This window comes from Pseudomonas sp. RC2C2 (assembly GCF_018390435.1).
GTDB classification, from domain to species: Bacteria; Pseudomonadota; Gammaproteobacteria; order Pseudomonadales; family Pseudomonadaceae; genus Aquipseudomonas; species Aquipseudomonas donghuensis.
The window spans coordinates 3,472,652-3,496,256 of sequence record NZ_JAHBAX010000001.1 but is presented as its reverse complement, the minus strand read 5'-3'; the positions used below and the strand labels follow the sequence as shown (position 1 = coordinate 3,496,256).

Genomic DNA, 23,605 nt, shown 5'->3' with positions numbered 1-23,605 from the left:
TGCCCCGTGAGTTCAGCGCGGCTCGATATGGGCGATCATCAGTTGCACGCTTTCCTGGCCGCGGAACTCGTTGACGTCGAGCTTGTAGGCCAGTTCGACCCAGCGCACGGTCGGATTGGGCCAGACTTCGCGGTCAATGCCAAAGGCGATGCCATCGAGCTTGAGCGAGCCGCATTCGCTCTTGAGCACCACCTTCAGGTGCCGCTCACCCACCACCCGCTGCTCGACCAACTGGAACACGCCATGGAACAGCGGCTCGGGGAAGTGCTGCCCCCAGGGCCCGGCATGGCGCAGGGCGCGGGCCAGTTCCAGGTGAAACTCCTCGACCGCCAGGGTGCCGTCGGACAGCAGGCGCCCGGTCAGGTCCTCTTCACGCAGTTGACGCCGGGTTTCTTCGTCGAACGCCTGGGCAAAGGCCGGGAAGTTCTCGGCCGGCAGCGACAGGCCGGCAGCCATGGCGTGGCCACCAAACTTGCTGATCAGTTGCGGGTGACGGGCGGCCACGGCATCCAGCGCATCACGAATATGAAAGCCCGGCACCGAACGCGCCGAGCCCTTGAGCATGCCCTCGCCAGCATCGGCAAAGGCAATGGTCGGGCGGTGATAACGCTCTTTGAGGCGCGAAGCGAGGATGCCGATCACGCCCTGGTGCCAATCCGGCTCGAACAGGCACAGGCCGAACGGCATCGATTCCAGCGGCAAGTCCTTGAGCTGGGCCAGGGCTTCGCGCTGCATGCCCTGCTCGATGGACTTGCGGTCCTGGTTCAGTTCGTCGAGCTGGCCGGCCATTTCCCGTGCCAGGTTGGCATCGTCACTGAGCAGGCACTCGATGCCCAGGCTCATGTCGTCCAGGCGACCGGCGGCATTGAGCCGTGGGCCGAGGATAAAACCAAGGTCGGTGGAGGTGATGCGCGCGTGATCGCGCCGGGCTACTTCGAGGATTGCCTTGAGCCCCGGCCGTGCCCGCCCGGCGCGGATCCGCTCGAGGCCCTGATGGACCAGGATGCGATTGTTGGCATCCAGCGGCACCACGTCGGCCACGCTGCCCAGGGCCACCAGATCGAGCAACTCGCCGATGTTCGGTTGCGCTGCATTGTCGTAGTGGCCCAGGCTGCGCAACCGCGCGCGCAAGGCCATCAGTACATAAAAGATCACCCCGACCCCGGCCAGCGCCTTGCTGGGAAACTCGCAGCCCGGCTGGTTGGGGTTGACGATGGCATCGGCCGCCGGCAGTTCATGGCCTGGCAGGTGGTGATCGGTCACCAGCACTTTCAAGCCCGCCGCCTTGGCGGCTGCCACGCCTTCGACGCTGGAGATGCCATTGTCGACGGTGATCAGCAGTTGCGGCTGGCGCTGCAGGGCCACCTCGACGATCTCCGGGGTCAGGCCGTAGCCGTACTCGAAGCGGTTGGGCACCAGGTAGTCGACATGGGCGGCACCGAGCAGGCGCAAGCCGAGCACGCCGACGGTGCTGGCCGTGGCGCCGTCAGCGTCGAAGTCGCCGACGATGAGGATGCGCTGACGTTCGGCCAGTGCGGTCACCAGCAGGTCGACCGCCGCCTCGATGCCCTTGAGTTGCTGGTAAGGCAGCAAGCGCGCCAGGCTTTTATCCAGCTCGGCTGCCGATTGCACGCCGCGGGCGGCATACAGGCGGGTCAGCAACGGCGGCAGGTCGCCAAGGAACGGCAGCGTGGACGGCAACGGGCGGGGATCGATACGCATGGGGCGATTGAGGCTTCTCGTGAATCAGGAAAATGTGATGGCGGTGCAATCGCGGCTTCAGCCGCGCTCGCCCATCAGCCATTGAAGCTGGACTTCATGCTGGCCGCGATCGTCGGTAACGAACACCGTGCCTTCGCTGATCATCACATCCCACTTGATCGCGCGCGGCATATCCTTGGCCAGGGTTTCCAGGACTTCCTGGGGCACGGCGGCGATGTTCAGGTTTTTCAGGTTCTTGACCGCCGGCACCACCTTGGTTTCCCACACGCGCAGGCTGCCATAGGCCAGCAGGCTGGTGCGTTCGGTACGGCGCGAACACCAGGTCAGGCGATCGGCATCCGGTTGGCCAACTTCGATCCAGTGCAGGATGCGGTCGTCCAGGCTCTTTTCCCACACAGCAGCTTCGTCTACATCCGACAGACCGCGGCCAAAAGCCAGTTGTTCGTTGTACCACAGGGCGTAGGCCAGCAAACGCACGGCCATGCGCTCTTCGGTTTCCGAGGGGTGACGGGCGATGGTCTGCTTGACGCTTTCGTACACGCCGCGGTCAAGGTCGGTGAGGTTCAGTTCAAACTTGTAGGTGGTGGACGGCTGGGCCATGGACGGGCTTCTTGCGGCAAGGAAAGTCGCCCAGTCTAACCGATCCGCATGTTCGTTGCGCCGCGGCAGTATCTGAGCGGCCCCAGCTATGATAAAAACGGGGGCCCTGACCCGCTGCCACGGACGCCTCATGCCTACGCCCAGCAAACCTCTCGCCGGCCTCAAAGTCATCGAACTCGGTACCCTGATCGCCGGCCCGTTCGCCTCGCGCATCTGCGCAGAATTCGGCGCCGACGTGATCAAGGTCGAGTCGCCCGATGGCGGTGACCCGCTGCGCAAGTGGCGCAAGCTGTACGAAGGCACGTCGCTGTGGTGGTTCGTGCAGGCCCGCAACAAGCAGTCGCTGACCCTCAATCTCAAGCATGCCGAAGGGCTGGAGATTCTCAAGAAGCTACTGACCGAAGCCGACATCCTGATCGAGAACTTCCGCCCCGGGGTGCTGGAAAAGCTCGGCCTGGGCTGGGACGTGCTGCACGCCCTCAACCCGAAACTGGTGATGGTGCGCCTGTCCGGCTTCGGCCAGACCGGGCCGATGAAGGACCAACCGGGTTTCGGCGCGGTTGGCGAGTCGATGGGCGGGCTGCGCTATATCACCGGCTTCGAGGACCGCCCGCCGGTACGTACCGGGATATCCATCGGCGACTCGATTGCTGCGTTGTGGGGTGTCATCGGCGCATTGATGGCCCTGCGTCATCGCGAGGTCAACGGCGGCCAGGGCCAGGTGGTGGATGTGGCCCTGTACGAGGCGATCTTCGCCATGATGGAGAGCATGGTGCCTGAGTTCGACGTGTTCGGTTTTATTCGCGAGCGTACCGGCAACATCATGCCCGGCATCACCCCCTCCTCGATTCACACCAGTGCCGACGGCAAGCATGTGCAGATCGGCGCCAATGGCGATGCGATCTTCAAGCGCTTCATGCAGGCCATCGGCCGCAACGACCTGGCCGACGATCCGGCCCTGGCCAGCAACGACGGCCGCGACGTGCGCCGCGATGAACTGTACGGGGTGATCGACCGCTGGGCCCGGACCCTGCCGCTGGACGACCTGATGCAGGTGCTCAATGACGCGCAAGTGCCAGCCAGCCGCATCTACAGCGCCGAGGACATGTTCAGCGACCCGCAGTTTCTCGCCCGCGAGATGTTCCTCCAGGCCAAACTGCCGGACGGCAAGCCGTTCAAAATGCCGGGGATCGTCCCCAAGCTCTCGGATACTCCGGGCTCCAGTGAGTGGGTCGGCCCGCAGCTGGGAGCACACACCGATCAATTGCTTGGCGGGCTGGGTTACGACGCCGCCGCTATTGCCCGGCTACGCAGCCAAGGGGCGGTCTGAACAAGGCCTTGCCTGAATCCCGTGGCAATGGTGGAGAGCCGAACATGACCTTTCACTGGCAAACCAGCCTGCGTCGTGGCTGGCCGTTGTTGCTGGGTTTGCTGCTGAGCCTGGGCATGCCGACTTCGGCCTGGGCCAAGGAGCGCTTGTTCTGGCTATTGCGTGACCTGCCGCCGCTGACCATTTTCGAAGGCACCGGCAAAGGCCAGGGGGCGATCGACCAGTTGCTGGCGCTGCTGATCGACCAGATGCCCGAATACGATCACAGCATTGTCCGGGTCAACCGCGCCCGGGGCATCCAGATGCTTCAGGAGCCCACCTTCACCTGCGACCCCACCTTGCTGTGGACGCCCGAGCGAGCGCGTTACGTGCACTTCTCGATTCCCAGCCTGGGCGTGCTGAGCAGTGGCCTGGTGGTTCGGCGCAAAGACCAGCACCTGCTCGAACCCTATCTGCAGGGCAATCAGGTCGACCTGCCGGCGTTGCTGGGCAACACTGCACTCAAGCTCGGTGTGGTAGCCCAGCGCAGCTATAGCACTGCGGTTGATGAACTGCTCAAGACTCTGCCTGACACTACCCTCAGCCGCCACTACGGTAACGATGCAGTCACCAGCCTGTTGCAGATGCAGCAGCATGACCGCCTGCAACTGGTGCTTGGCTACTGGCCAGAGGTGCGCTACTTGCTGCAACAACAAGGCTGGCCGACCGATGACTACACCTTCTTCCCGATCCAGAGCGTCGAGCAATACCAGTTGTTGCGGGTAGGCTGCTCCGACACGCCGCTAGGCCGCGAAGCCATCAGCCATATCAACAAACTGCTGCTGCCGTTGCGCAACGATACCTTGCCCGACCTCTACGCCCAGTGGCTGGCCCCGCAAATGCGCGAGCAGTACGTGCATGACAGCCTGCGTCTGTTTGGCGAGCACGACTGACCCGGGCCGAAACAAATCCCGGGCAAAAAGAAACCCCGAACGGTGGGGAGGCCGCCCGGGGCTAAACAGAAGCCCATCGGGGCTTCGCACGACAGCATCACGATATCGGAGCAAAATCCCGATCAGCTGTCCTTGTAAGATCTGATTGCGCTCATCGGCAAAGGTTCCGTCACACCCGGGCGCTGATCGGCCGCCCTTGCTGCAAGTGGCGCTGGGCCGCTATCACGCAGGGCTGCAAACGCCCCTCGACGATGAGCAAGTCGCGCTGCAAACCATCGACCAGGTCGACCAGCAGGCGCTGGTCCTGCAACTGGCTGGGTTTTACCGTACGCTGCAGCACGGTGCGGTTCGCTTCATCGCTCAGGCACAGGTCAAAATCACAACCGGTGCTCAGGCGCACCAACCTGACCCGGTAAGGTGCCAATGCTTCGCCGAGCAACAATCTGATACATTCCATCTCATTCATTGTTCACCTACCTGTCGAGAAGGGGTCTTTCACTGACCCTGCGGCAGCCGGAAAAGTTCTCACTGTGCGATTTCCTCGACCCAGCATGCCCGGCAAAAATGACAGATTGAAATCCAGCCGATTGATCGGAGCCTGCCTGTGATGGATCCTGCCTCTGGCGAACTGCGCATCATCCTTGCCGATGACCACCCGATCTTTCGCATTGGCCTGCGCGCCGTGCTCGAACAGATTCCATCGGTACGCGTGGTCGCAGAGGCCGGTAGCCCGCTGGAGCTGATGCAGCTGGTGCAGTCGCAGGATTGCGATGTGCTGGTGACCGATTTCATGATGCCCGTCGAGCAGCAGAACGATGGTCTGAAACTGCTCGAGCAGCTACGGCGGCACTCTGCGCAGTTACCCATCCTGGTGGTCACGATGCTCAACAACGCCGGATTGTTCCGGGCAATGCTGGCCCAGGGCGTCAATGGCCTGCTGAGCAAAGCCAGCCTGGCTGACGAGTTGCCCCAGGCCATCGCACGCTTGCAACGCGGCAAGATCTACCTGGCCGACTCGGTGCAGCAGTTACTGCTGCAGGAGGGCGCGGTGCGCGAAGACCTGGCCCGTGCCCAGACGGCCTTGTCGCCGCGGGAACTGGAAGTTTCCCGCCTGCTTGCCGCCGGCCACACGGTCGGCCAGATCGCCGCCCTGCTCAACCGCAGCAAGCAGACGGTGAGCAGCCAGAAGGTCAGTGCCATGCGCAAGCTGGGCCTGGCCAATGACGCTGCGCTGTACCTCTATATGCAGGAACATGGCCTGGGCTGAAAGTGGCTCACGCCCTGCGCCGCTGCTTGGCTTCTCCCGGCTCACGCTCCAGCATCCATTGGCAGAGTTCTACCCCTGCCATCGGCCGGGCAATGAAGTAACCCTGCATGACTGGGCTGCCCAGGGCCTTGATCGCCATCAGGTCGTCAACCGTCTCGACCCCTTCGACCACCACCTTGAGGTCCATGCGCCGGGCCATGATCAGGGCACCAGCGACCACCGCCGCCTTGCGACCATCGTCGGCCATGCCACGGACGAACTCGCTGGGCAGCTTCAGTTCGCTGAACGGCAGTTCGAGCAGGCGCTGGAGGTTGGATACGCCCATGCCGAAGTCATCGATCGACAGTTGGCAGCCCTGAATGCGCAGGTGCAGCAAGCCTTCGAGCTGGTTGCTGTCGAGCTGGCAGCCATGGGTTTCAATGACCTCCAGGGTCAGGGCGCTGGCCGGCACGTCATGACGTTTGAGGGCAGCGACGACCCGCTCGGCAAAATCGTCGTGAACCAGCATCTGCGGGGCAATGTTGACCGCCACCGGCAGTGGCTGGCCACTGTGCAGCCTGACCTTGGCGCTGAAAGCCAAGGCCTGGTCGAGCACATGCCAGCTCAGCGTCTCCAGCAAACCGGCGCCCTCGACCAGCGGGAAGAACTGCCCCGGGCCGAGCAAGCCAAGGCTCGGATGCTGCCAGCGCACCAACGCCTCGACCCCGGCCAGGGTGCCGTCGAAAGCGACCTTGGGCTGGTAATGGACCACCCATTGCGCTTTGCTCTGCGCCACTTCGGCCGGCGACATGGCCAACAGTTCGGCATGGGCCGGTGCGGCGACCGCCTGGGGGGGAGCACCGGGCTCATCCAGGTAGCGGCGCAGCAACTTGTGCAGAGAAACGCTGCAGGCTGGTTTCTGCAAGCTGCCGAGAACCCGCAAGCCCAGTTGCCGAGCCAGGTCGGCAACACTATCGAGCACCCCGCGTTCGGCACTGCTGAGGATAATCAGCGCTGCAGCAAGCCCGCTGTCGGCCAGGTGGCGGATCAGCTCCAGGCCGTCCTGACCGTCCATGTGCAGGTCGCAGATGGCGATGTCGACACGTCCGCGTCGCGACAAGGTCTGCCGGGCACCCTCGACCGACTCCGCCGTCAGCACATCGAAGACGCCATTGGCGTTGAGCATCTGATGCAAGGCCATCAGTTGAAAAGGATGATCCTCAAGGATCAGAACCTTAAGTGAGCGCATGAAAATTTCCCCGCAGTAGCCGATCTGAACGACAGCACTGTGCAACTCTAGGAAAATCGACCTGAAACGCCCATAGGACATGTCCTAAAGTTCAGGCAACAATTTCCACAGCTCCTGTTCAATATCCTGACTCAACTGGCCGATCACCACCTGCAACGCTGACCACGCCGAGTGCGCCGCCTGCGTAGAACAAGCCTGGCTGGCGCTTTCAAGTTGCCGACAGGCCTGTGCCAGGGGCAGCGCATCGATCAGGCAGGCCACGCCCTTGAGACGGTGCAATGACACCCCGATTCGCTCCCAGCCCTGCGCCTCAACGGCCGCTGCCAGCAGGATCGATTCTTCGGCCAGATTTTTCCGTAATTCTTCCAGCATGCGTTGCAGCACTGCAGGTTTAGCCTGGGTCATCTTCTGCAGGGTCTGCATCTTGAAACTGTGGCGGGGAGCCAGCTTCTCGATAACAGCCACCAGCTGGGCAAGCGCAACCGGCTTGACCAGGCATTCGTCCATACCGGCCTCAAGGCAGCGAGCACGTTCTTCCTTCATGGCGTTAGCGGTGCAGCCGACGATGGCGATGGCTGGCCGCTGGCTGCTGCGCTCCAACCGGCGAATGCCACGGGCCAGTGCATAGCCGTTCATCACCGGCATGTTGCAGTCGCTGAGCACCAGGTCGAACGCCCCGTTCTGCCAGGCCTGCAGCGCGCTCTGGCCGTTCTCCACGGCCAGCACTTCATGGCCGAGAAACTCAAGTTGCTGGCTGAGTACCAAGCGACTGGCAGACAGGTCGTCGACCACCAGGATCCGCCGCGCTGGCCCACCGGACAGGCCGGCGGCATCCTCCGTCGGCGCAGGCTCGGCGGCCAGGGCTTCCAGGGTCAGCTCGACACAGACCTCGGTGCCCTTGCCCAGCACACTGTGCAAGGTAATGCTGCCGCCCATCAACTCGACCAGTTGCCGGCAAATACTCAAGCCCAGGCCCGAGCCGCCATAGTCGGCGCCAGCATCGGCCTGTGAGAACGGCTGGAACAGTTCGCTCTGCTGTTGCGCACTGATGCCGATGCCGGTATCGCACACACACAGCCTGAGGCCAACGCCGTGCAAGCTGTCGTGCCCGCTGCGGCCGACCTGCAACTCCACCAACCCCAGGTGGGTGAACTTCAGGGCGTTACCCAGCAAGTTGGTCAATACCTGGCGCAAGCGTAGCGGGTCGAACCAGTACACCCCATCCACATCGCTTGCCAGTTGCAGGCGCAAATCCAGGCCCTGGCCCTGGGCCTGGGCGTGAAACTGCTCAACGATTGCGCTGAGAAACGGCTTGAGCGCCCGTGCCTGGGGCTCCAGTTGCAGGCTACCGGCCTCGATGCGAGCGAGATCCAGGCTGTCGCCGATCAGGGCAATCAGCTCACGGGCCGACTGATGGGCCGTTTCCAATCCTTGGGAAGGTTGCGCGCCGCGGGCAAGGGTGGTTTCCCGTTCAAGTTCGAGCAAGCCGATGATGACCGCCATGGGGGTGCGAATTTCGTGACTCATGGTGGCCAGAAACGCACTTTTGGCCTGGTTGGCCTGTTCGGCCTGCTGCCGGGCATGCACCAACGCTTCTTCCAGTTGCTTGCGCTCAGTGATGTCGATCCAGCCACCGAGCAAGCCCTGCAGCTGTCCATCGGCACGGTAGAACGGCACGGTCCACTGGTAGGCATCGGTACGCTGGCCCTGGAACTCAATATGCCGATCGACGAATACCGGCTTGGGATCCTTGAGTAGCTCCAGGTAATCGCCATGCAGCTGCTCGGCCAGTTCGACGGGAATGACCTCGATATCGGTCAGACGCTGACCCTTGACGTCTTCCAGGCGCAACGAGAACACCTGTTCATAGCTCTTGTTGCAGGTGATCAGCCGCCCTTCCAGGTCGCGTACATAGATGGGGTTGGGGATGCCGTCGAGCAATGCGCGCTTGAAGGCCAATTGGTCGTTGAGGGCTTCTTCAGCCTTTTGCCGCTGGCTGATCTGCGCACGCAGGCGGCTGCTCCAGACCAGCGACACCAACCCGAACAACACAGCAGCAGCCACGGTCCAGTAGATCCATGGCGCAATCCGCTGCCAGGCGGGTGCGGGCGGTGCCAGCGCACCCAGCCACTTCATGCGCACGGCGCGCAACTCGGCGACCGGGAACGCTTCCAACGCCTTGTTCAGGATGCTCTCCAGCTCCGGCGCAGTGCGCCGAACCGAGAAGCGGTCCGGCGCCCACTTGCCCTCCACCCCGCGCCCGACCTTGAGCACCGGGTCATTGCCGACCACGCTGTAGGCACCGATTTCACTATCGATGGTCGCCAACGCTTCGCCGCTGCGCACCTTTTCCCGAGCTTGCTCCAGTGAGTCCACCAACATCAGGCGAATACCGGGGTGATCCTGGCGAATGGTGTTTTCCAGCGCGTGCTGCGCTGGCAGTGCCAGGGTCTGCCCGGCCAGTTCATCCAGCGACGCCAGGCCCAGTTGCGGCTTGCGCACGATGAACACCCAGCTCTGGCCACCAATGGAATGGGTGAAGTCGAGAAACTCGCGACGTTCCGGGGTCTCGCTCAGGGTCGTGCTCATGTCAGCCTGCCCGCTCTTGAGCAGTTCCAGGCTCTGGGCAATCGACGAGGATGGCGCGTAGACAAACCGCAGCCCGGTCATCTGCGCGATGGTCGCCAGCACATCACTGTTAAGGCCAACCCAGGCCCCCTGGCGCGTGCGGAACAGGTAAGGCGGGTACTGGCTGCCGACTACGCTCACGCTCGGGTGGTTGGCGATCCATTGGCGCTCGGCCACGCTCAGTTCAACCCGGTTATGTGCCACGTCCGAGCCTAGCCCGGAGGTCCAGCGGCCGAGAATTTCGCGGCGCACCGACTCATCAATGCTGGCCAGCGCGTCGTTGAACATTGCCTGCAGCAGCCGGTCCTCGTTGCGCACGGCAAAGGCAAAGCCGATCGGCGGCAAGGCACTGGGGCCGACCACCTGCAACCCCAGGTACGGGCGCAGGGCGTTGAAAGCGCGGATGATGATTTCGTTGCCGATAAACGCATCCACTTCGCCCTGATTGAGCGCTTCCAGTGCGCTACTCAGGTTGGGCGCCAGCAGCACCTGACTATCGGGATAAACCCGGTGCATAACCTGGGTGTCGGCGTAACCGTCGAGCAGGACCACCTTCATGCCCGCCAGTGAGGCCGGCGGAATCGGCGCACCGCCGCGCACCACGACCATTGAGCGGTCCGGAATGTAATCGTCGGAGAACGCCAGGCCCGGCACGCTACGCTCGAAGCCATTGGCGCTGGTCAGTACATCGATATCGCCCTGGCGCAGGGCCTCGATGGCCTGCTCGCGCTTGGCAAAGGCCAGCACCTGGGTTTTCACCCCGAGGCGTTCAGCGACCAGGCTCAGGTAGTCGGCGCTGATACCCTGGTAGCGATTGCGGTCGATGGTGATATCCACCGGCTCGTAATCGGCAAACGAGATGCCCACCCGCAACACCCGTGCCGGGCCCAGCCACTGTTGTTGGGCGGAGGTCAGCGGCATTGGACCAAGCTCGGTAAACGGCGGCACCAGGGTAAAGGGCAGGCTCTGGGCGGCCTGGGCCCATTGTCCGGTACATAGCCCCAGCAGGCAAACCCATAGCAGCCCTGCTGCGCGACGACGTCCTGTGCTCATTGATACCCCTGATCCGTTGCTGCAAACCAATGCCAGTGTAGAAACAAAAAAGCCCGTCAGAGACGGGCTTTCATGTGCCGATCAGTCGATCAGAGCGGCTTTCCGCGATTACCGTGCTGGCTGACGAAGGCCTGAACGGCTTTCAGGTCGTTGGCCAGGACCGTGCACTTCTCGTCACGGGCAAACAGGTCGCTCAGGTGTGCAGGCAATTCCAGGGCCTTGCCGACACCGGCCTTCTCCACCGCTTCCGGGAACTTGACCGGGTGCGCGGTACCCAGCACCACCATCGGCGTGTCCAGGCTGCGACGGCATTCGCGGGCGGCCTTGACGCCGATTGCGGTGTGCGGGTCGAGCACCTCGCCCGTCTGGGCGAAGACTTCGGCGATGGTTTCGCAGGTTTGCGCATCATCGACCGCCAGCGAATCGAACAGCTTGCGTGCTTCGGTCCAGCGGTCCTGTTCGACGCTGAAACCGCCGCCCTGCTTGAAGTTGTCCATCAGGCCGGCGATGGCCGCGCCGTTGCGACCGTGCAGGTCGAACAGCAGGCGCTCGAAGTTCGACGAGACCATGATGTCCATCGACGGCGACAGGGTCGCGTGCAGGGTTTCCTTGACGTACTGGTTGCCGCTCATGAAGCGGTGCAGGATGTCGTTGCGGTTGGTGGCGACGATCAGTTGGCTGATCGGCAGGCCCATGTTGCGCGCCAGGTAGCCGGCAAAGATGTCGCCGAAGTTGCCGGTCGGTACCGAGAACGCCACCGAACGAGCCGGGCCGCCCAGCTGCAGGGCTGCGTGGAAGTAGTAGACGATCTGGGCCATGATCCGCGCCCAGTTGATCGAGTTCACCGCGACCAGGCGGGTGCCCTTGAGGAAGCCCTGGTCAGCGAAGCTGGCCTTGACCATTTCCTGGCAGTCGTCGAAGTTGCCTTCGATGGCGATGTTGTGGATGTTCTCACCGAAGAGGGTGGTCATCTGCCGGCGCTGAACTTCCGACACGCGCTGGTGCGGATGGAGGATGAAAATGTCGACGTTGTCGCAACGGCGGCAGCCTTCGATAGCGGCAGAGCCGGTGTCGCCACTGGTGGCGCCGATGATCACCACGCGCTCGCCACGCTTGGCCAGCACGTGGTCGAGCAGGCGGCCGAGCAGTTGCAGGGCGAAGTCCTTGAACGCCAGGGTCGGGCCGTGGAACAGCTCCAGTACCCATTCGTTGCTGTTCAGCTGACGCAGCGGCGCGACCGCGGCGTGAGCGAACTCGCCGTAGGTTTCTTCGAGAATCTTCTTGAAATCGGCATCGGCGATGCTACCGGTGACGAACGGGCGCATCACCCGGAAAGCCAGCTCGTGGTACGGCAAGCCGGCCCAGGAAGCGATTTCTTCCTGGGTGAAGCGTGGCAGGTTTTCCGGCACGTACAGGCCGCCGTCGCTGGCGAGACCTGCCAGCAGCACGTCTTCAAAATTCAGGGCCGGTGCCTGGCCGCGAGTACTGATGTAGCGCATTTTTGCAAACCTTCGGTTTGAGCTTCAAGCTTCAAGCTTCAAGCTGCAAGTCACCGCAGTCCCGCTGTGATCTTGCAGCTTGTAGCTTGCCGCTTGCCGCTGTTGTCAATTGAGTTGTTCGACGCGGATACGCACGACGTTGCCGACCACATCCTGCAAGGCTTCCAGGGCGGTGATGGCATCGTTCATGCGCTGTTCGACCACTCGATGAGTGAGCAGGATCATGGGCACCAGGCCGTCCTGTTCCTCGACTTCCTTCTGCATGATCGATTCGATGTTGATGCCGCGCTCGGAGAGGATGCTCGCCACCTGGGCCAGCACGCCCGGATGATCCTTGGCCTGGATGCGCAGGTAGTAGGCGCTTTCGCAAGCTTCGATCGGCAGGATCGGGTGGGCCGACAGCGAGTCCGGCTGGAAGGCCAGGTGCGGTACGCGGTTCTCCGGGTCGGACGTCATGGCGCGAACCACATCGACCAGGTCAGCCACCACCGACGAAGCGGTAGGCTCCATGCCGGCGCCGGCACCGTAGAACAAGGTGGAGCCGGCAGCGTCGCCGTTGACCATCACCGCGTTCATCACGCCATTGACGTTGGCGATCAGGCGGTCGGCCGGGATCAGCGTCGGGTGCACACGCAGTTCAATGCCGTTGGCCGTGCTGCGGGCCACGCCCAGGTGCTTGATGCGGTAGCCCAGTGCTTCGGCGTAATTCACGTCAGCGGTGGTCAGCTGGGTGATGCCTTCGGTGTAGGCCTTGTCGAACTGCAGCGGGATACCGAAGGCGATGGACGCCAGGATGGTCAGCTTGTGCGCGGCATCGATGCCTTCGACGTCGAAAGTCGGGTCGGCTTCGGCGTAACCCAGGGCCTGGGCTTCGGCCAGCACATCGGGGAACGCACGACCTTTCTCACGCATTTCAGTGAGGATGAAGTTGCCGGTGCCGTTGATGATCCCGGCCACCCAGTTGATGCGGTTGGCCGACAGACCCTCGCGGATCGCCTTGATCACCGGGATGCCGCCGGCCACGGCCGCTTCGAACGCGACGATGACGCCCTTCTCGCGTGCCTTGGCGAAGATCTCGTTGCCATGCACGGCAATCAGCGCCTTGTTGGCGGTGACCACGTGCTTGCCGTGGTCGATGGCCTTGAGCACCAGTTCGCGGGCGATGGTGTAGCCGCCGATCAGCTCGATGACAATGTCGATTTCCGGGTTCGTGGCAACCTCGAACACATCAGCGGTAATGGGGGTACCGGTAATCTGGCAATTCGGGTTTGGCGAACGCATGGCAATCTGTGCCACTTCAATACCACGCCCGGCACGGCGGGCGATCTCCTCGGCGTTACGCTGAAGTACATTGAAGGTACCGCCACCGACGGTCCCCAACCCACAGATGCCTACTTTGACCGGTTTCACTGTGAACTCCCCATGAAACGACCGGCTGGCAGCCGATCGTGAAACTGCCGCCACCCCAAAGTGGCGGCTTCAGATTGAATTACTTGGCCAGGGCCAGCTTGGCCACCTGCGGCGCCGGCTGGTAGCCCGGAATCACCTGGCCGTTTTCCAGGACGATGGCCGGCGTGCCGTTGACACCGATCGACTGGCCCAGGGCGAACTGCTTGCCGACCGGGTTGTCGCACTTGGCGGCCTTGATTTCCTTGCCGTCGATCATCTTGTCCAGCGCCGCCTTGCGGTCGCTCGAGCACCAGACCGCCTGCAACTGCTCGTCACCCGGCGAACCCAGGCCCTGACGCGGGAAGGCGACGTAGCGCACTTCGATACCGCGACGGTTGAGCTCAGGTACCTCGGCGTGCAGCTTGTGGCAGTACGGGCAGGTGGTGTCGGTAAACACGGTGATGTGCGACTTGGTTTCGCCCTTGGCAGGATAAACCACCTTCTCCGCCGCTGGAATGGCATTGATGGTCTTGGCGATGGCCTGCCGTTCGGTCTTCTCGGTCAGGTTGACCGGCTTGCCGTCCTGGATCTGGAACAGGTAGCCCTGCATGACGAACTGGCCATCGGCGCTGGCGTACAACACCCGGCCGCCTTGGAGCTTGACTTCATACAGGCCGTTCAGCGGGCTGGTGGCAACGCTGTCGACCGGCACGCCCAGTTCCAGGGATTGCAGGGTCTTGCGGATCGCCTGCTCGGCGTTGTCGGCGGCAGCGGCAAAGGTACTGACCAGCGCCAGGGCGGCGGCGGCGAAAATCTGGGTCACGCGCATGGGAACTCCTGAAGGCGGACAGGGGGCCGGATGCAGCACGCCCGTCCTGAAAAACGGGGTGTCATTGCGGCCCTCGGTGCAAACCGCCCAAGCCTACCACAGAAGCGGCGGCGGTCGGAGGCGTGCTCGATCGGGAGAACAAGGCAGATAGCGCCAGGTGTCGGTGATCGACATTTACCGACAAATCTTGTCCAGATGGCCCAAGGCATAGCTGCACGTACCTTGGGCGCCGGGTTGTATGTTCTGTAAGTGGATGAAGAATTTGCGCGCGTGCTCGCTCATGACCCTGACAAATTCATCTTTATCGGCGGCGACAGACACCTCGCGGTGGCAATTGACGCTCACCTGCAGACGACCATTGGCAGGGGTCAGTTTGACTTCGATTGGCTGGTCCGGAAAAAAGCAGCTGAACGATTGACCCTCGCTGACCTTCAGCAGTCCTTCTGACAAATAGCTCCACAGGTCGTCGACGTAATCAAACATGCTTTGATCAATAAGACGTTTACCATTGATAGATAGAACCAAAGCCCCTTCAATTTGATCCAGGTGGCGTACCTCGCCTTGAAACTCAAAAAAGTCAACGAAACCGTCGGCGATTTTAATGTAGGTTTCAACGATGATTCTATTTTTCATGTTCACCCTTGAATGTAATCACCGACTGCAAGCATCTAGAGCGGATATTCACCAGCCGTTACAGATGAAACAGCTAAACCACCTCAACCACTGCAACGTACCGCCTGCCTTCATACACGTTTAAAGAATACCCTTTTCTTAGTAAAGAGGATGGCGCGCTCTCCACCAGAAAATAGGCTTTACCAAGGCCGGTTCTGCACTCAGGCAGGTCTGGTTTATGCAGCAGGTCCTCAAGGCAACCCAGCAGATAACCTTCGAAGTAGATCAAATCCTCCAGAGAGCCCAGCGGCTGAGAACTGAACCAGAATCGAGCATACCCCATCAGTTCGACACTATCGGTCAGGACATATTCGATGGCGATTGATGTTTTGTTGCCGATGACGTTCATCAGAGTGCGCAGCCTTTGAGGTTTCTGGCAAATTTCGGAACACCTCACCTATCTACGGCACCCTATCAATCACCGTCTGCCAGCAAAACCTCATCTGCCTCACTGGCAGTTTTCAAAAATTCAATAAAAAGAAGCACACTGCCATCTGCATCCTTCGACAGGAGCGTGACGAGTATTTTTTGATGTTCAGGATAAATTCTTGTTCGACCATAAGGATCAATATAAATACCCGTCTTTTCGCGCAACCCAGCAAAGGCATCATGGACGCGTGCGACGTCAGCATCACTTAGCTGAAGAAAAGGCTTATCGCCTCGTTTGTCTGACAAATAAGAGAAGTCCAACATCAAAAACACCTTAAAAGTGAGAGGGGTAAGAGGTTACTACTTTATCCTTCACTGGGTCATAGATTGTGACATGACCTTTCTCACCCCGTGTACCGATCACCCTACCATAATCACGCTCATAACGAATTCGCCCATCATTCTGACGAACAACTCGGGTGGGGTGGTTCATGGTTTTGTCCTCTAGCTTCTTGTATTGGCTCGGCTTTCTGTACTTGCTTTTTGCTTGTAGCTTTCTATGTTCCGCAGGCGTGAATTTACTTTTGCCTACATCATTGTGCCGCCTGACATGCCGATTCGGAACGTGCCGGGTCCTTCTAGGTCCACAGGAGAGTCCCAGTGGATCGATCCACTCAATCGGGTTCGCACTGTACTGATAGAGGTTTATACCACCGGCCAGACTGATCGGGTCCGTCTGGATAAAGCGACCGATATCCGGATCATAGAACCGAAACGTGTTGTAGTGCAGACCCGTCTCACGGTCCAGGTACTGGCCCTGGAACCTGAGGTTCTGCTCTTCGATGAAATGCGCCTCACGCACTTCCTGCAGGGTATTGCCCCAGACCTGATAACGCGCCAGCCAGACCGCTTCGCCACTGTCATCCGTCAGTTGTTCGGGTAGGCCGTTGAGGTCATTGTGGTAGTAGCGCACCTGCTGGTGCAGCCCCGTACCATCAACCCGAGCCAAGGGTTCGTGGCTGTCTTCGACATACAGGTACAGGCTGGTCTGGCTGTATCGATGCTCCTGTAGCAAGCGCAGGCCATCCCAGGCGAAGCGGGTCTGGTCGAGCAGATTGCCCTGATCGTCGTATTCGCTTTTCTCGACACGCCGCCCCAGCGGGTCGTAGCTCATGTTCAGCACTCGCTCACGACCACCGTGCTGGCTGCGCACCTGGATCAGGCGGTGCTCGGCGTCGTAGCTGAAGTGCTGGATGCCACGCCGGCTGCTGCGTTTCTCGATCAGGCGGCCGAAGCCGTCGTAGCGATAGCGTTTGTCCTGGTAGGTGAGCACGCGGTTATGGCGCACCAGGCCGATGCCGGCTTGCGGCCCATCGAGCAGGTTGGCGGCGGCGTCGTAGGCGAAGGCTTCACTTTGGCCCTGGCCGGCGTCCTGGCTGGCCATGATCCGCCCGCTGGCATCGTAGTGCAGCAATTGCTGGTACTGGCTGCCGGGCTGCTGGTTGTAGCGGCTGATCAGGTTGTCTGCCGGATCGAAATCGAAGCGTTGCTGTACCTGAGCCGGTAGTTGTGGCGGTTGGTGGTTTGGGCGGCGCAGGCGCGAGCGCAAACGGCCGCAGCGGTCGTACTCGCTGCGGGTGCTGATACGGCCCTGGCTGCGCAGCACTTCGCGGTGCAGGCGGTCGCGCTCGAAGTCGCTGATCACCTTGCCGTCGAGGTTGAGCTGGTGCAGATGACCGCTGCCGTAGTACAGGCGGTTGAGCCAGCGACCATCGGGCAGCTGGGTCTGGATCAGGTTGCCGAGTTCGTCGTAGTGATGCTGCAGCACTCCGCTGGCGCTGTGTTCCTCCAGCAGTTGGCCAAGGGCGTCGTAAGCGAGCGCCAGCTGTTCGGTGTTGCCCGCATTGTCGGTGAAGCTGATGGCCGTCAGTTGATCGAGAGGATCGTAGCTGTACAGGGTTTCGCCATCGTCGGTGTGCTTTTTGATCAAGCGCCCGACGGCGTCCCGGTGCAATTGATGGATGATCGCTTCAGCACCGCCTCGCGGGGTGGGGAGGTACTCAACGCAACTGAGGTTATCCAGCCGGTCGTAGTGATAGCGGCTTGCGCTACCGTCCAGGTCCTGCTGTTCAGCCAGGCGATCAGCCAGGTCCCAGCTGAACCTGTAGCTCTCGCCATTTTCGTTGCTTAGCACCTGTAGGCGGCCGTAGGCGTCATAACTGAACTGCACCCGCCGACCATGCGGGTCGATACGCTGATGCACCTGACCACGCCGGTTATAGCGGTACTGGGTAGTGTGCCCAGCGGGGTCGGTATAGCTGCTGAGCTGGCCGTTGCGATCATGCTGATAGTGCTGGTTGCGCCCGTCCGGCAGTTGCGAACCGAGCAGGCGGCCCTTCGAGTCGTGTTGATACTCGGTGCGTTCGCCGAGGGCATCGGTGACAGCCTGCAGATGCCCGCGCCGGTCATAGCTGAAGCGGGTCGGATACCCTGAGCAATCGACCTGCTCAATCAGCAGGCCCAATTCGTTCCAGCGCAGGTGCTTGTGCTTGCCCGCCGCATCGATGATCTCCACCACCTGGCCGCGTTCGTCATGGCGGTAGCGAGTGGTGTGGCCCAGCGGGTCGGTTTCGCTGCTGCAGTTGCCGCGTTGATCGTAGCGATAGCTCCAGCGCTTGCCGGCCTTGTCGGTCTGTACCCGGGGCAGCGACCAGTGTTCCAGCCATTGGGTCGCCTCGCTGCGACCCAGTGGGTCGATGCTTTCGCAGAGGTTGCCGGATTCATCGTACAGATACTGCCATTGCCCGCCCTGCGGGTCGGTAGCGGCCAGCAGCTGGCGTTCGTCGTTCCACTCGAAATGCCAGGTGTGGCCGAGGGCGTCGGTGTACTGGGTGATCTGGTACTGCGGGTTCCAGTGGCGGCTGCTGACCCGCTGCAGGCCGTCGGTGACCCGGGTGATGCCGGCTTCAAGGTCGTAGTCGAAGCGGTATTCGTCGCCGTCGTCGGTCCAGTGCCGGGCCACGCGCCAGTCGTCTGCAGCACGAGTCCATTCGTAGAAGCAGCGCAGGCCGCTGGGCAACTGGTGCTCGACCATGCGCCGGCCCTGGTCATAGGCGAAGCGCCGTTGCAGCTGGCCGCTGGCGTCGCGCACTTCCGCCAGGTCGCCGTTGCTGTCATAGGCATAGCTAACCAGCAGCTCGTTCGACTCGTCGCTGTACCATCGCTCGATATGGCTGACCCGGGCTGGCCATTGGCTGCTGTAAACCAACTGCACCTGGACCACATCGAAGGTATCGCGCAGCCTGAGCAAGCGGCCGTTGGTGTCGTAGTCGAGGTAAAGGCGGTTGTCGTTGCGGTCACCCAGTTGCGCCAGGCGCAGGCGCTGCGGGTCGCCCGGGGTTGGCTGGAACAGGCGATAGAGGCCGTCGACGCTTTCGATCAGCAACTCGCCATTGTGCGCGCGCCGCACGCTCAGGCCTTCGCCGGCACTGAATACCGCATCACCCCGGGGAATGTTGCCCATGTCGACGACCCGCGCCTGTTCGTCGGTGAACAGCAGGCGCTCGCCGCCTTCAGGATGCGCTTCGATGGCGACGAAGACTTCGTAATCGACGCTCCAGCCAGCACCGAACAGGCCGTCGCGGCGCTCATCCCGGTTGTTGTAGTAGCGTTGCCAGTCCAACGGGATCAGCCCCGGCAGGCTGAAATCGAGTTCTTCCTCGCCGCTGAGAATCTTCGCCCCGGTGGGTACATGCACCGGGTTGGGTGAGCCGGCAATAGCGCTGGTGATCGCGCCGGTCACCTGGCTGGTGACGGCGCTGGCAATGCCGCCAATCGCCATGCAGCCGAACTTGCTGTAGAACTTGCCGCCGCGCCCGCGCAGCAGCATCAAGGCGGTAATCGCCAGGCCGATGCCCGGGGTCTTGCCGCTGCGAATCTCGCGGACCACGATCGAGCCGCCGCCGATGCGCACGTTATCGGAGATCAGCCCGGCGTCGACGATCACCGCCTCGCAGGTGCTGCGATCGCCGCTGCGGCAGGCCGGATGGCCGTTGATGGTGACCTTGCTCGAACCTTCGGCCAGGTACTGCGGCGGCATCGGCGGGTGCTTGCTGCAGAGGATCTTGTCGTCGTCGGCAGGCTCGGTGTTCGGCGCCGGGCTGGCGACGGTGGGCCGCCACATCTGCGAGAAAAAACCCTTGGCCATGTCGAGGAAGCTTTCTTCCTCCTCCTCGGCCGGCGGCTGAGCGGCATCACTGCCGGCGGGCGCCGCGGCGGCAACGATGACACCGGCGGCGCGGGCGGCCGGCTTGCCATTGGTGTGGGTGTTCTTCGAGCCGGTGAGGATGTTGGCCTGCACCGAGGGCGGGAACAAAAAGTTGCCGATGCCCTCGCATAAACTGCTCAAGCCTTTGTCGGCGCCGGTCTTGCTCATGGCCACGCCGACCACGATGCCCACCACTGCACCGAGCACGAAGCAACCCAAGCCACCGGTGGCCACGGTCAGGCCCAGTGCCGCAGTCACCGCGGCGGTGGCCAGGACGCCGATGGCGACGTTGGCGGCCACCTCCAGCACGCCGCTGACGATGTCGGCCATCATCGAGGTGTGCATCAGCGCATCGCCCTGGCGGGCGGCCCACAGGGCGTCAGACATTACTGACCGACAACGGCACGGCTACAGGGCACTTGAACCTGGTCATGCTTGATTTCCATATCGAGCGTTTGAGGTGTCGGAATCTGCTGGATGATCGCCCGAGCGTCAACCCCGGGGGTGATGCAAAGCGTGTAGTTCCTGCAGCCGCGCCCTGGCCACATGGGTGTAGATCTGGGTGGTCGACAGGTCGCTATGGCCCAGCAGCATTTGCACCACCCGCAGGTCGGCGCCGTGATTGAGCAAGTGCGTGGCAAAGGCATGGCGCAGGGTGTGCGGCGACAGGCTCTTGTCGATACCGGCCACCAGCGCCTGGTGCTTGATGCGGTGCCAGAAGGTCTGGCGGGTCATTTGCTCGCCGCGCTGGCTGGGAAACAACACATCGCTGGGGCGCCCACCGAGCAGCTCGTTGCGCCCGTCACGCAGGTAGCGCTCGATCCACACCACCGCCTCTTCACCCATGGGCACCAGACGCTCCTTACTACCCTTGCCCATCACCCGCAGCACGCCCTGACGCAGGTTGACCTGGTCCAGGGTCAGGCTGACCAGTTCGGTGACACGCAAGCCACAGGCGTACAGCACTTCGAGCATGGCGCGGTCGCGCTGGCCGATCGGCTCGCTCAGGTCCGGCGCCTGCAACAACGCCTCGACGTCGGCTTCCGACAGGGATTTGGGCAACGGCCGACCCAGTTGCGGCATTTCCACCTGCAGGGTCGGGTCGAGGCCGATCAGCTTTTCCCGCAGCAAGTAGCGATAAAACCCTCGCACACCGGAGAGAAAGCGTGCCGTCGAACGCGGCTTGTAGCCCTGTTCCAGGCGCCAGGCCAGGTGATCGAGGATCAGTTCGCGCCCGGCATTGGGCAACTCGACGCCCTGCTCCTTGAGCCAGCCGTTGAACAGCGCCAGGTCGCTGCGGTAGGCATCGCGGGTGTTGTCGGCCAGGCCCTTTTCCAGCCATAGGGCGTCAAGAAACTGATCGATAAGCGGATGTTCAATAGCGGGCATGACAACTCTGCGGCAGGCGACGAAAACGAAGAATTGCCGCTAGTCTTCCATAACACTGCCGGCATAGGGAGCCCGAATGAACGAACAACAGATATTGCTGGCATTTGGCGGGATAGGTCTGGCGGCGCTGTGCTGCCAATGGCTGGCCTGGCGCCTGAAGCTACCGGCAATCCTTTTCCTGCTGCTCAGCGGCATTCTCGCCGGCCCCGTGCTCGGCTGGCTCGCCCCACAGGAACTGTTCGGCCCGCTGTTGATGCCACTGGTATCACTGGCAGTGGCGCTGATCCTGTTCGAAGGCAACCTGACCCTGCACCTGTCGCAGTGGCAAGACATCGGCAGCGTAGTGCAGCGCATGGTCACCCTCGGCGCGCTATCGACCTGGCTGGTGATCACCCTCGCGACCCACTGGCTGCTGGATTTCGACTGGCTGCTGGCGACCCTGTTCGGCACCCTGACCCTGGTCACCGGGCCGACGGTGATCGTCCCGATGCTGCGGGTGGTGCGACCGAAAGCGGCCATCGCCAACATCCTGCGCTGGGAAGGCATCGTCATCGACCCGATCGGCGCACTGCTGGCGGTAGTGGTCTACAGCTTCATCATTGCCAGCGCCGCCGGTGATGGCCTGAGCCATAGCCTGGTGACCTTTGCCGGGGTGATTGTCTGCGGTAGCGCTTTCGGTGTGGCCGGCGGCTGGCTGCTGGGCCAGGTAATGCGTCACCAGTGGTTGCCCGAGTATTTGCACAATCTGGCTTCGTTGGCGGCGGTGCTGGGGATCTTCATTGCCGCCAACCACGTGATGCATGAGTCCGGGCTGTTGGCGGTCACCCTCATGGGCATGTGGCTGGCCAATATGAAAGGGGTGGATGTCCGGCAGATCCTGCACTTCAAGGAGAACCTCAGCGTGCTGCTGATCTCCGGGCTGTTCATCCTCCTGGCCGCACGCCTGGACCTCGATGCCTTGATTGGCTTGGGCCCGGCGGTACTGGCCTTGTTACTGATCATCCAGTTCATTGCCCGCCCCTTGAACGTCGCGCTGTCGACTGCGGGCTCGCACCTGAACTGGCGTGAACGCGCCCTGCTCGCCTGGATCGCCCCGCGCGGCATTGTAGCGGCGGCGGTATCGGCGATTTTTGCCATTCGCCTGGATCAAGCCGGGCATGAAGGCGCCCTGCTGCTGGTGCCGCTGACCTTCGCGGTGATCATCGGCACCGTGGTGCTGCAGAGCGCCACCTCGCGACCATTGGCGCGCCTGCTCAAGGTCGCCGAACCCGCGCCCAGCGGCTTTCTGATCGTCGGCGCCAACCCGCCGGCCCGCGCCGTGGCCAAGGCCCTGCAGCAACTCGATTGCCGAGTGTTGCTGGCTGACTCCAGCTGGGAGAACATCCGCGCCGCACGCATGGAGGGCTTGCCGACTTACTTTGGCCACCCGGCTTCGCAACATGCCGATGCCCACCTGGACCTGGTCGGGCTGGGCCATCTACTGGGGCTGTCACCTGCAGGCGAGCTCAATACCCTGGCCTGCACCCGCTTTCGCCATGACTTTGGCGCACAGCGGCTGTTCGTCCTGGCCAGCGGCCTGGAGGCCAAGCGCAGCGACAAGCACCGGGCCAGTGATGAACATCGCGGGCAGACGCTTGGGAACCAGCCGCTGACCTACGGGCAGTTGGCCGGCTTACTGAACAAAGGTGCCGAGCTGTATAGCACCAACCTGACCGAGGCCTTTGGCTGGACCGATTATCAGGCGCTGCATGGCGAGCGGGCGAACCTGCTGTTTGCCCGCGATGGTAGTGGCTGGGTGCATGTGTTCGGGCCGGACACTGCGCTGAAACCTGGGCCTGGGTGGACGTTGGTGGCGTTGATTCAACCAGATCAAGGCTAACCTCAAGGGCCTCATCGCTGGCAAGGCCAGCTCCCACAGGGGCCGGTGCAAGCCGATCCATTGTGGGAACAACTGTCTGTCATCTGGTTAACGGTGGGAGCCGGCCCTGCCGGCGATGAGGCCTGACCTGCTGACGTCAGAACCCGGGCAACACCGGCACCGGGCGCTTGTCTTCATCAATGGCGACAAAGCTGAACAGGCCGTGAATGGCCTTCTCGCGGCTGTCACAGCTCATGCTTTCGACAAACACCTCGACCTCGACCTTGAGGCTGGTGTTACCCACAGTCGCTACCCGCCCGACCAGTTCGACGATGGAACCTGCGGCAATCGGGTGTTTGAAGTCGATGCGGTCGGTCGACACGGTCACCAGCGGCAAGCGGCAGAAACGCGTGGCGGCGATGAACGACACTTCGTCCATCCAGGCCAGCGCGGTGCCGCCGAACAGGGTGTTGTGGTGGTTGGTGGTGGACGGGAATACCGCCTTGGTCACGCGGGTCACCGACAGTTCGGTGCGGCGTTCGATTTCCTGCTCTCTGGGGCTCATGGGCTTCA

General features: G+C 62.3%; 18 protein-coding genes. 4 read left to right on the top strand and 14 right to left on the bottom strand.

Annotated elements, in window-relative coordinates; genetic code table 11:
* Positions 1-12: 12 nt before the first annotated feature.
* Both recJ and KHO53_RS16095 read right to left on the bottom strand, forming a co-directional pair.
* Positions 13-1,722 carry a single-stranded-DNA-specific exonuclease RecJ gene (recJ, locus tag KHO53_RS16100; protein WP_010220221.1) on the bottom strand — a complete coding sequence of 570 codons (1,710 nt, stop codon included), beginning with the start codon at positions 1,720-1,722 and terminating at the stop codon, positions 13-15.
* Positions 1,723-1,779: 57 nt separating this feature from the next.
* Complete coding sequence (locus tag KHO53_RS16095; protein WP_010220222.1) at positions 1,780-2,322, bottom strand: YaeQ family protein; 543 nt, start codon at positions 2,320-2,322, stop codon at positions 1,780-1,782.
* Positions 2,323-2,452: 130 nt separating this feature from the next.
* Between KHO53_RS16095 and KHO53_RS16090 the strand changes: the two genes are divergently transcribed.
* Positions 2,453-3,652 (top strand): CaiB/BaiF CoA transferase family protein, encoded by a 1,200-nt coding sequence (locus KHO53_RS16090; protein WP_213570510.1) that lies wholly within the window; start codon positions 2,453-2,455, stop codon positions 3,650-3,652.
* Positions 3,653-3,696: 44 nt separating this feature from the next.
* Positions 3,697-4,584 (top strand): TIGR02285 family protein, encoded by an 888-nt coding sequence (locus KHO53_RS16085; protein ID WP_100782003.1) that lies wholly within the window; start codon positions 3,697-3,699, stop codon positions 4,582-4,584.
* 169 nt (positions 4,585-4,753) lie between these two features.
* Here KHO53_RS16085 and KHO53_RS16080 read toward each other — a convergent pair whose 3' ends face one another.
* Positions 4,754-5,041, bottom strand: a complete 288-nt coding sequence (locus KHO53_RS16080) for a DUF3509 domain-containing protein (protein WP_100782002.1) — start codon at positions 5,039-5,041, stop codon at positions 4,754-4,756.
* Between the two features lie 150 nt (positions 5,042-5,191).
* Here KHO53_RS16080 and KHO53_RS16075 point away from each other — a divergent pair, with 150 nt between their 5' ends.
* Positions 5,192-5,851: a response regulator gene (locus tag KHO53_RS16075; RefSeq protein WP_100782001.1), complete on the top strand. Its 660-nt coding sequence runs from the start codon at positions 5,192-5,194 to the stop codon at positions 5,849-5,851.
* A gap of 7 nt (positions 5,852-5,858) precedes the next feature.
* Here the strand turns inward: KHO53_RS16075 and KHO53_RS16070 are convergent, their stop codons facing one another.
* The 10 genes from KHO53_RS16070 to xerD form a co-directional block, all read right to left on the bottom strand.
* Entirely contained in the window at positions 5,859-7,079 is a 1,221-nt protein-coding gene (locus KHO53_RS16070) for an EAL domain-containing response regulator (protein ID WP_026001138.1), read from the bottom strand.
* Positions 7,080-7,163: 84 nt separating this feature from the next.
* Complete coding sequence (locus KHO53_RS16065) at positions 7,164-10,760, bottom strand: transporter substrate-binding domain-containing protein (RefSeq protein WP_317620804.1); 3,597 nt, start codon at positions 10,758-10,760, stop codon at positions 7,164-7,166.
* Between the two features lie 89 nt (positions 10,761-10,849).
* Positions 10,850-12,259, bottom strand: a complete 1,410-nt coding sequence (gene thrC, locus KHO53_RS16060) for a threonine synthase (protein WP_010220231.1) — start codon at positions 12,257-12,259, stop codon at positions 10,850-10,852.
* Positions 12,260-12,364: 105 nt separating this feature from the next.
* On the bottom strand, positions 12,365-13,669 hold the full coding sequence (locus KHO53_RS16055) for a homoserine dehydrogenase (protein WP_213570509.1): 1,305 nt from the start codon (positions 13,667-13,669) through the stop codon (positions 12,365-12,367).
* Between the two features lie 79 nt (positions 13,670-13,748).
* Positions 13,749-14,477, bottom strand: coding sequence for a DsbC family protein (locus KHO53_RS16050; protein WP_213570508.1), 729 nt, complete (start codon positions 14,475-14,477; stop codon positions 13,749-13,751).
* A 174-nt stretch (positions 14,478-14,651) separates the two neighbouring features.
* Positions 14,652-15,110: a hypothetical protein gene (locus KHO53_RS16045; RefSeq protein WP_159388181.1), complete on the bottom strand. Its 459-nt coding sequence runs from the start codon at positions 15,108-15,110 to the stop codon at positions 14,652-14,654.
* 73 nt (positions 15,111-15,183) lie between these two features.
* Entirely contained in the window at positions 15,184-15,498 is a 315-nt protein-coding gene (locus KHO53_RS16040) for a hypothetical protein (RefSeq protein WP_010220235.1), read from the bottom strand.
* A 65-nt stretch (positions 15,499-15,563) separates the two neighbouring features.
* Complete coding sequence (locus KHO53_RS16035; protein WP_010220237.1) at positions 15,564-15,842, bottom strand: hypothetical protein; 279 nt, start codon at positions 15,840-15,842, stop codon at positions 15,564-15,566.
* Positions 15,843-15,852: 10 nt separating this feature from the next.
* A complete protein-coding gene (locus KHO53_RS16030; protein WP_213570507.1) occupies positions 15,853-20,172 on the bottom strand; it encodes an RHS repeat-associated core domain-containing protein in 4,320 nt (1,439 codons plus the stop codon).
* A gap of 105 nt (positions 20,173-20,277) precedes the next feature.
* The gene (gene xerD, locus KHO53_RS16025) at positions 20,278-21,174 is read right to left on the bottom strand and encodes a site-specific tyrosine recombinase XerD (RefSeq protein ID WP_010220239.1); all 897 of its coding nucleotides are present in this window, start codon (positions 21,172-21,174) and stop codon (positions 20,278-20,280) included.
* Between the two features lie 76 nt (positions 21,175-21,250).
* Between xerD and KHO53_RS16020 the strand changes: the two genes are divergently transcribed.
* On the top strand, positions 21,251-23,053 hold the full coding sequence (locus KHO53_RS16020) for a cation:proton antiporter (RefSeq protein WP_213570506.1): 1,803 nt from the start codon (positions 21,251-21,253) through the stop codon (positions 23,051-23,053).
* A 136-nt stretch (positions 23,054-23,189) separates the two neighbouring features.
* Here KHO53_RS16020 and KHO53_RS16015 read toward each other — a convergent pair whose 3' ends face one another.
* Positions 23,190-23,597, bottom strand: coding sequence for an acyl-CoA thioesterase (locus tag KHO53_RS16015; protein WP_010220243.1), 408 nt, complete (start codon positions 23,595-23,597; stop codon positions 23,190-23,192).
* Positions 23,598-23,605 lie beyond the last annotated feature (8 nt).

Coding starts and splice junctions, on each gene's coding strand:
- KHO53_RS16015 (WP_010220243.1), bottom strand. CDS start 23,597: ATGAGCCCCAGAGAGCAGGAAATCGAACGCCGCACCGAACTGTCGGTG.
- KHO53_RS16040 (WP_010220235.1), bottom strand. CDS start 15,498: ATGAACGTCATCGGCAACAAAACATCAATCGCCATCGAATATGTCCTG.
- KHO53_RS16085 (WP_100782003.1), top strand. CDS start 3,697: ATGACCTTTCACTGGCAAACCAGCCTGCGTCGTGGCTGGCCGTTGTTG.
- KHO53_RS16035 (WP_010220237.1), bottom strand. CDS start 15,842: ATGTTGGACTTCTCTTATTTGTCAGACAAACGAGGCGATAAGCCTTTT.
- KHO53_RS16090 (WP_213570510.1), top strand. CDS start 2,453: ATGCCTACGCCCAGCAAACCTCTCGCCGGCCTCAAAGTCATCGAACTC.
- xerD (WP_010220239.1), bottom strand. CDS start 21,174: ATGCCCGCTATTGAACATCCGCTTATCGATCAGTTTCTTGACGCCCTA.
- KHO53_RS16080 (WP_100782002.1), bottom strand. CDS start 5,041: ATGGAATGTATCAGATTGTTGCTCGGCGAAGCATTGGCACCTTACCGG.
- KHO53_RS16045 (WP_159388181.1), bottom strand. CDS start 15,110: ATGAAAAATAGAATCATCGTTGAAACCTACATTAAAATCGCCGACGGT.
- KHO53_RS16050 (WP_213570508.1), bottom strand. CDS start 14,477: ATGCGCGTGACCCAGATTTTCGCCGCCGCCGCCCTGGCGCTGGTCAGT.
- KHO53_RS16030 (WP_213570507.1), bottom strand. CDS start 20,172: ATGTCTGACGCCCTGTGGGCCGCCCGCCAGGGCGATGCGCTGATGCAC.
- KHO53_RS16095 (WP_010220222.1), bottom strand. CDS start 2,322: ATGGCCCAGCCGTCCACCACCTACAAGTTTGAACTGAACCTCACCGAC.
- KHO53_RS16065 (WP_317620804.1), bottom strand. CDS start 10,760: ATGAGCACAGGACGTCGTCGCGCAGCAGGGCTGCTATGGGTTTGCCTG.
- KHO53_RS16020 (WP_213570506.1), top strand. CDS start 21,251: ATGAACGAACAACAGATATTGCTGGCATTTGGCGGGATAGGTCTGGCG.
- KHO53_RS16075 (WP_100782001.1), top strand. CDS start 5,192: ATGGATCCTGCCTCTGGCGAACTGCGCATCATCCTTGCCGATGACCAC.
- recJ (WP_010220221.1), bottom strand. CDS start 1,722: ATGCGTATCGATCCCCGCCCGTTGCCGTCCACGCTGCCGTTCCTTGGC.
- thrC (WP_010220231.1), bottom strand. CDS start 12,259: ATGCGCTACATCAGTACTCGCGGCCAGGCACCGGCCCTGAATTTTGAA.
- KHO53_RS16070 (WP_026001138.1), bottom strand. CDS start 7,079: ATGCGCTCACTTAAGGTTCTGATCCTTGAGGATCATCCTTTTCAACTG.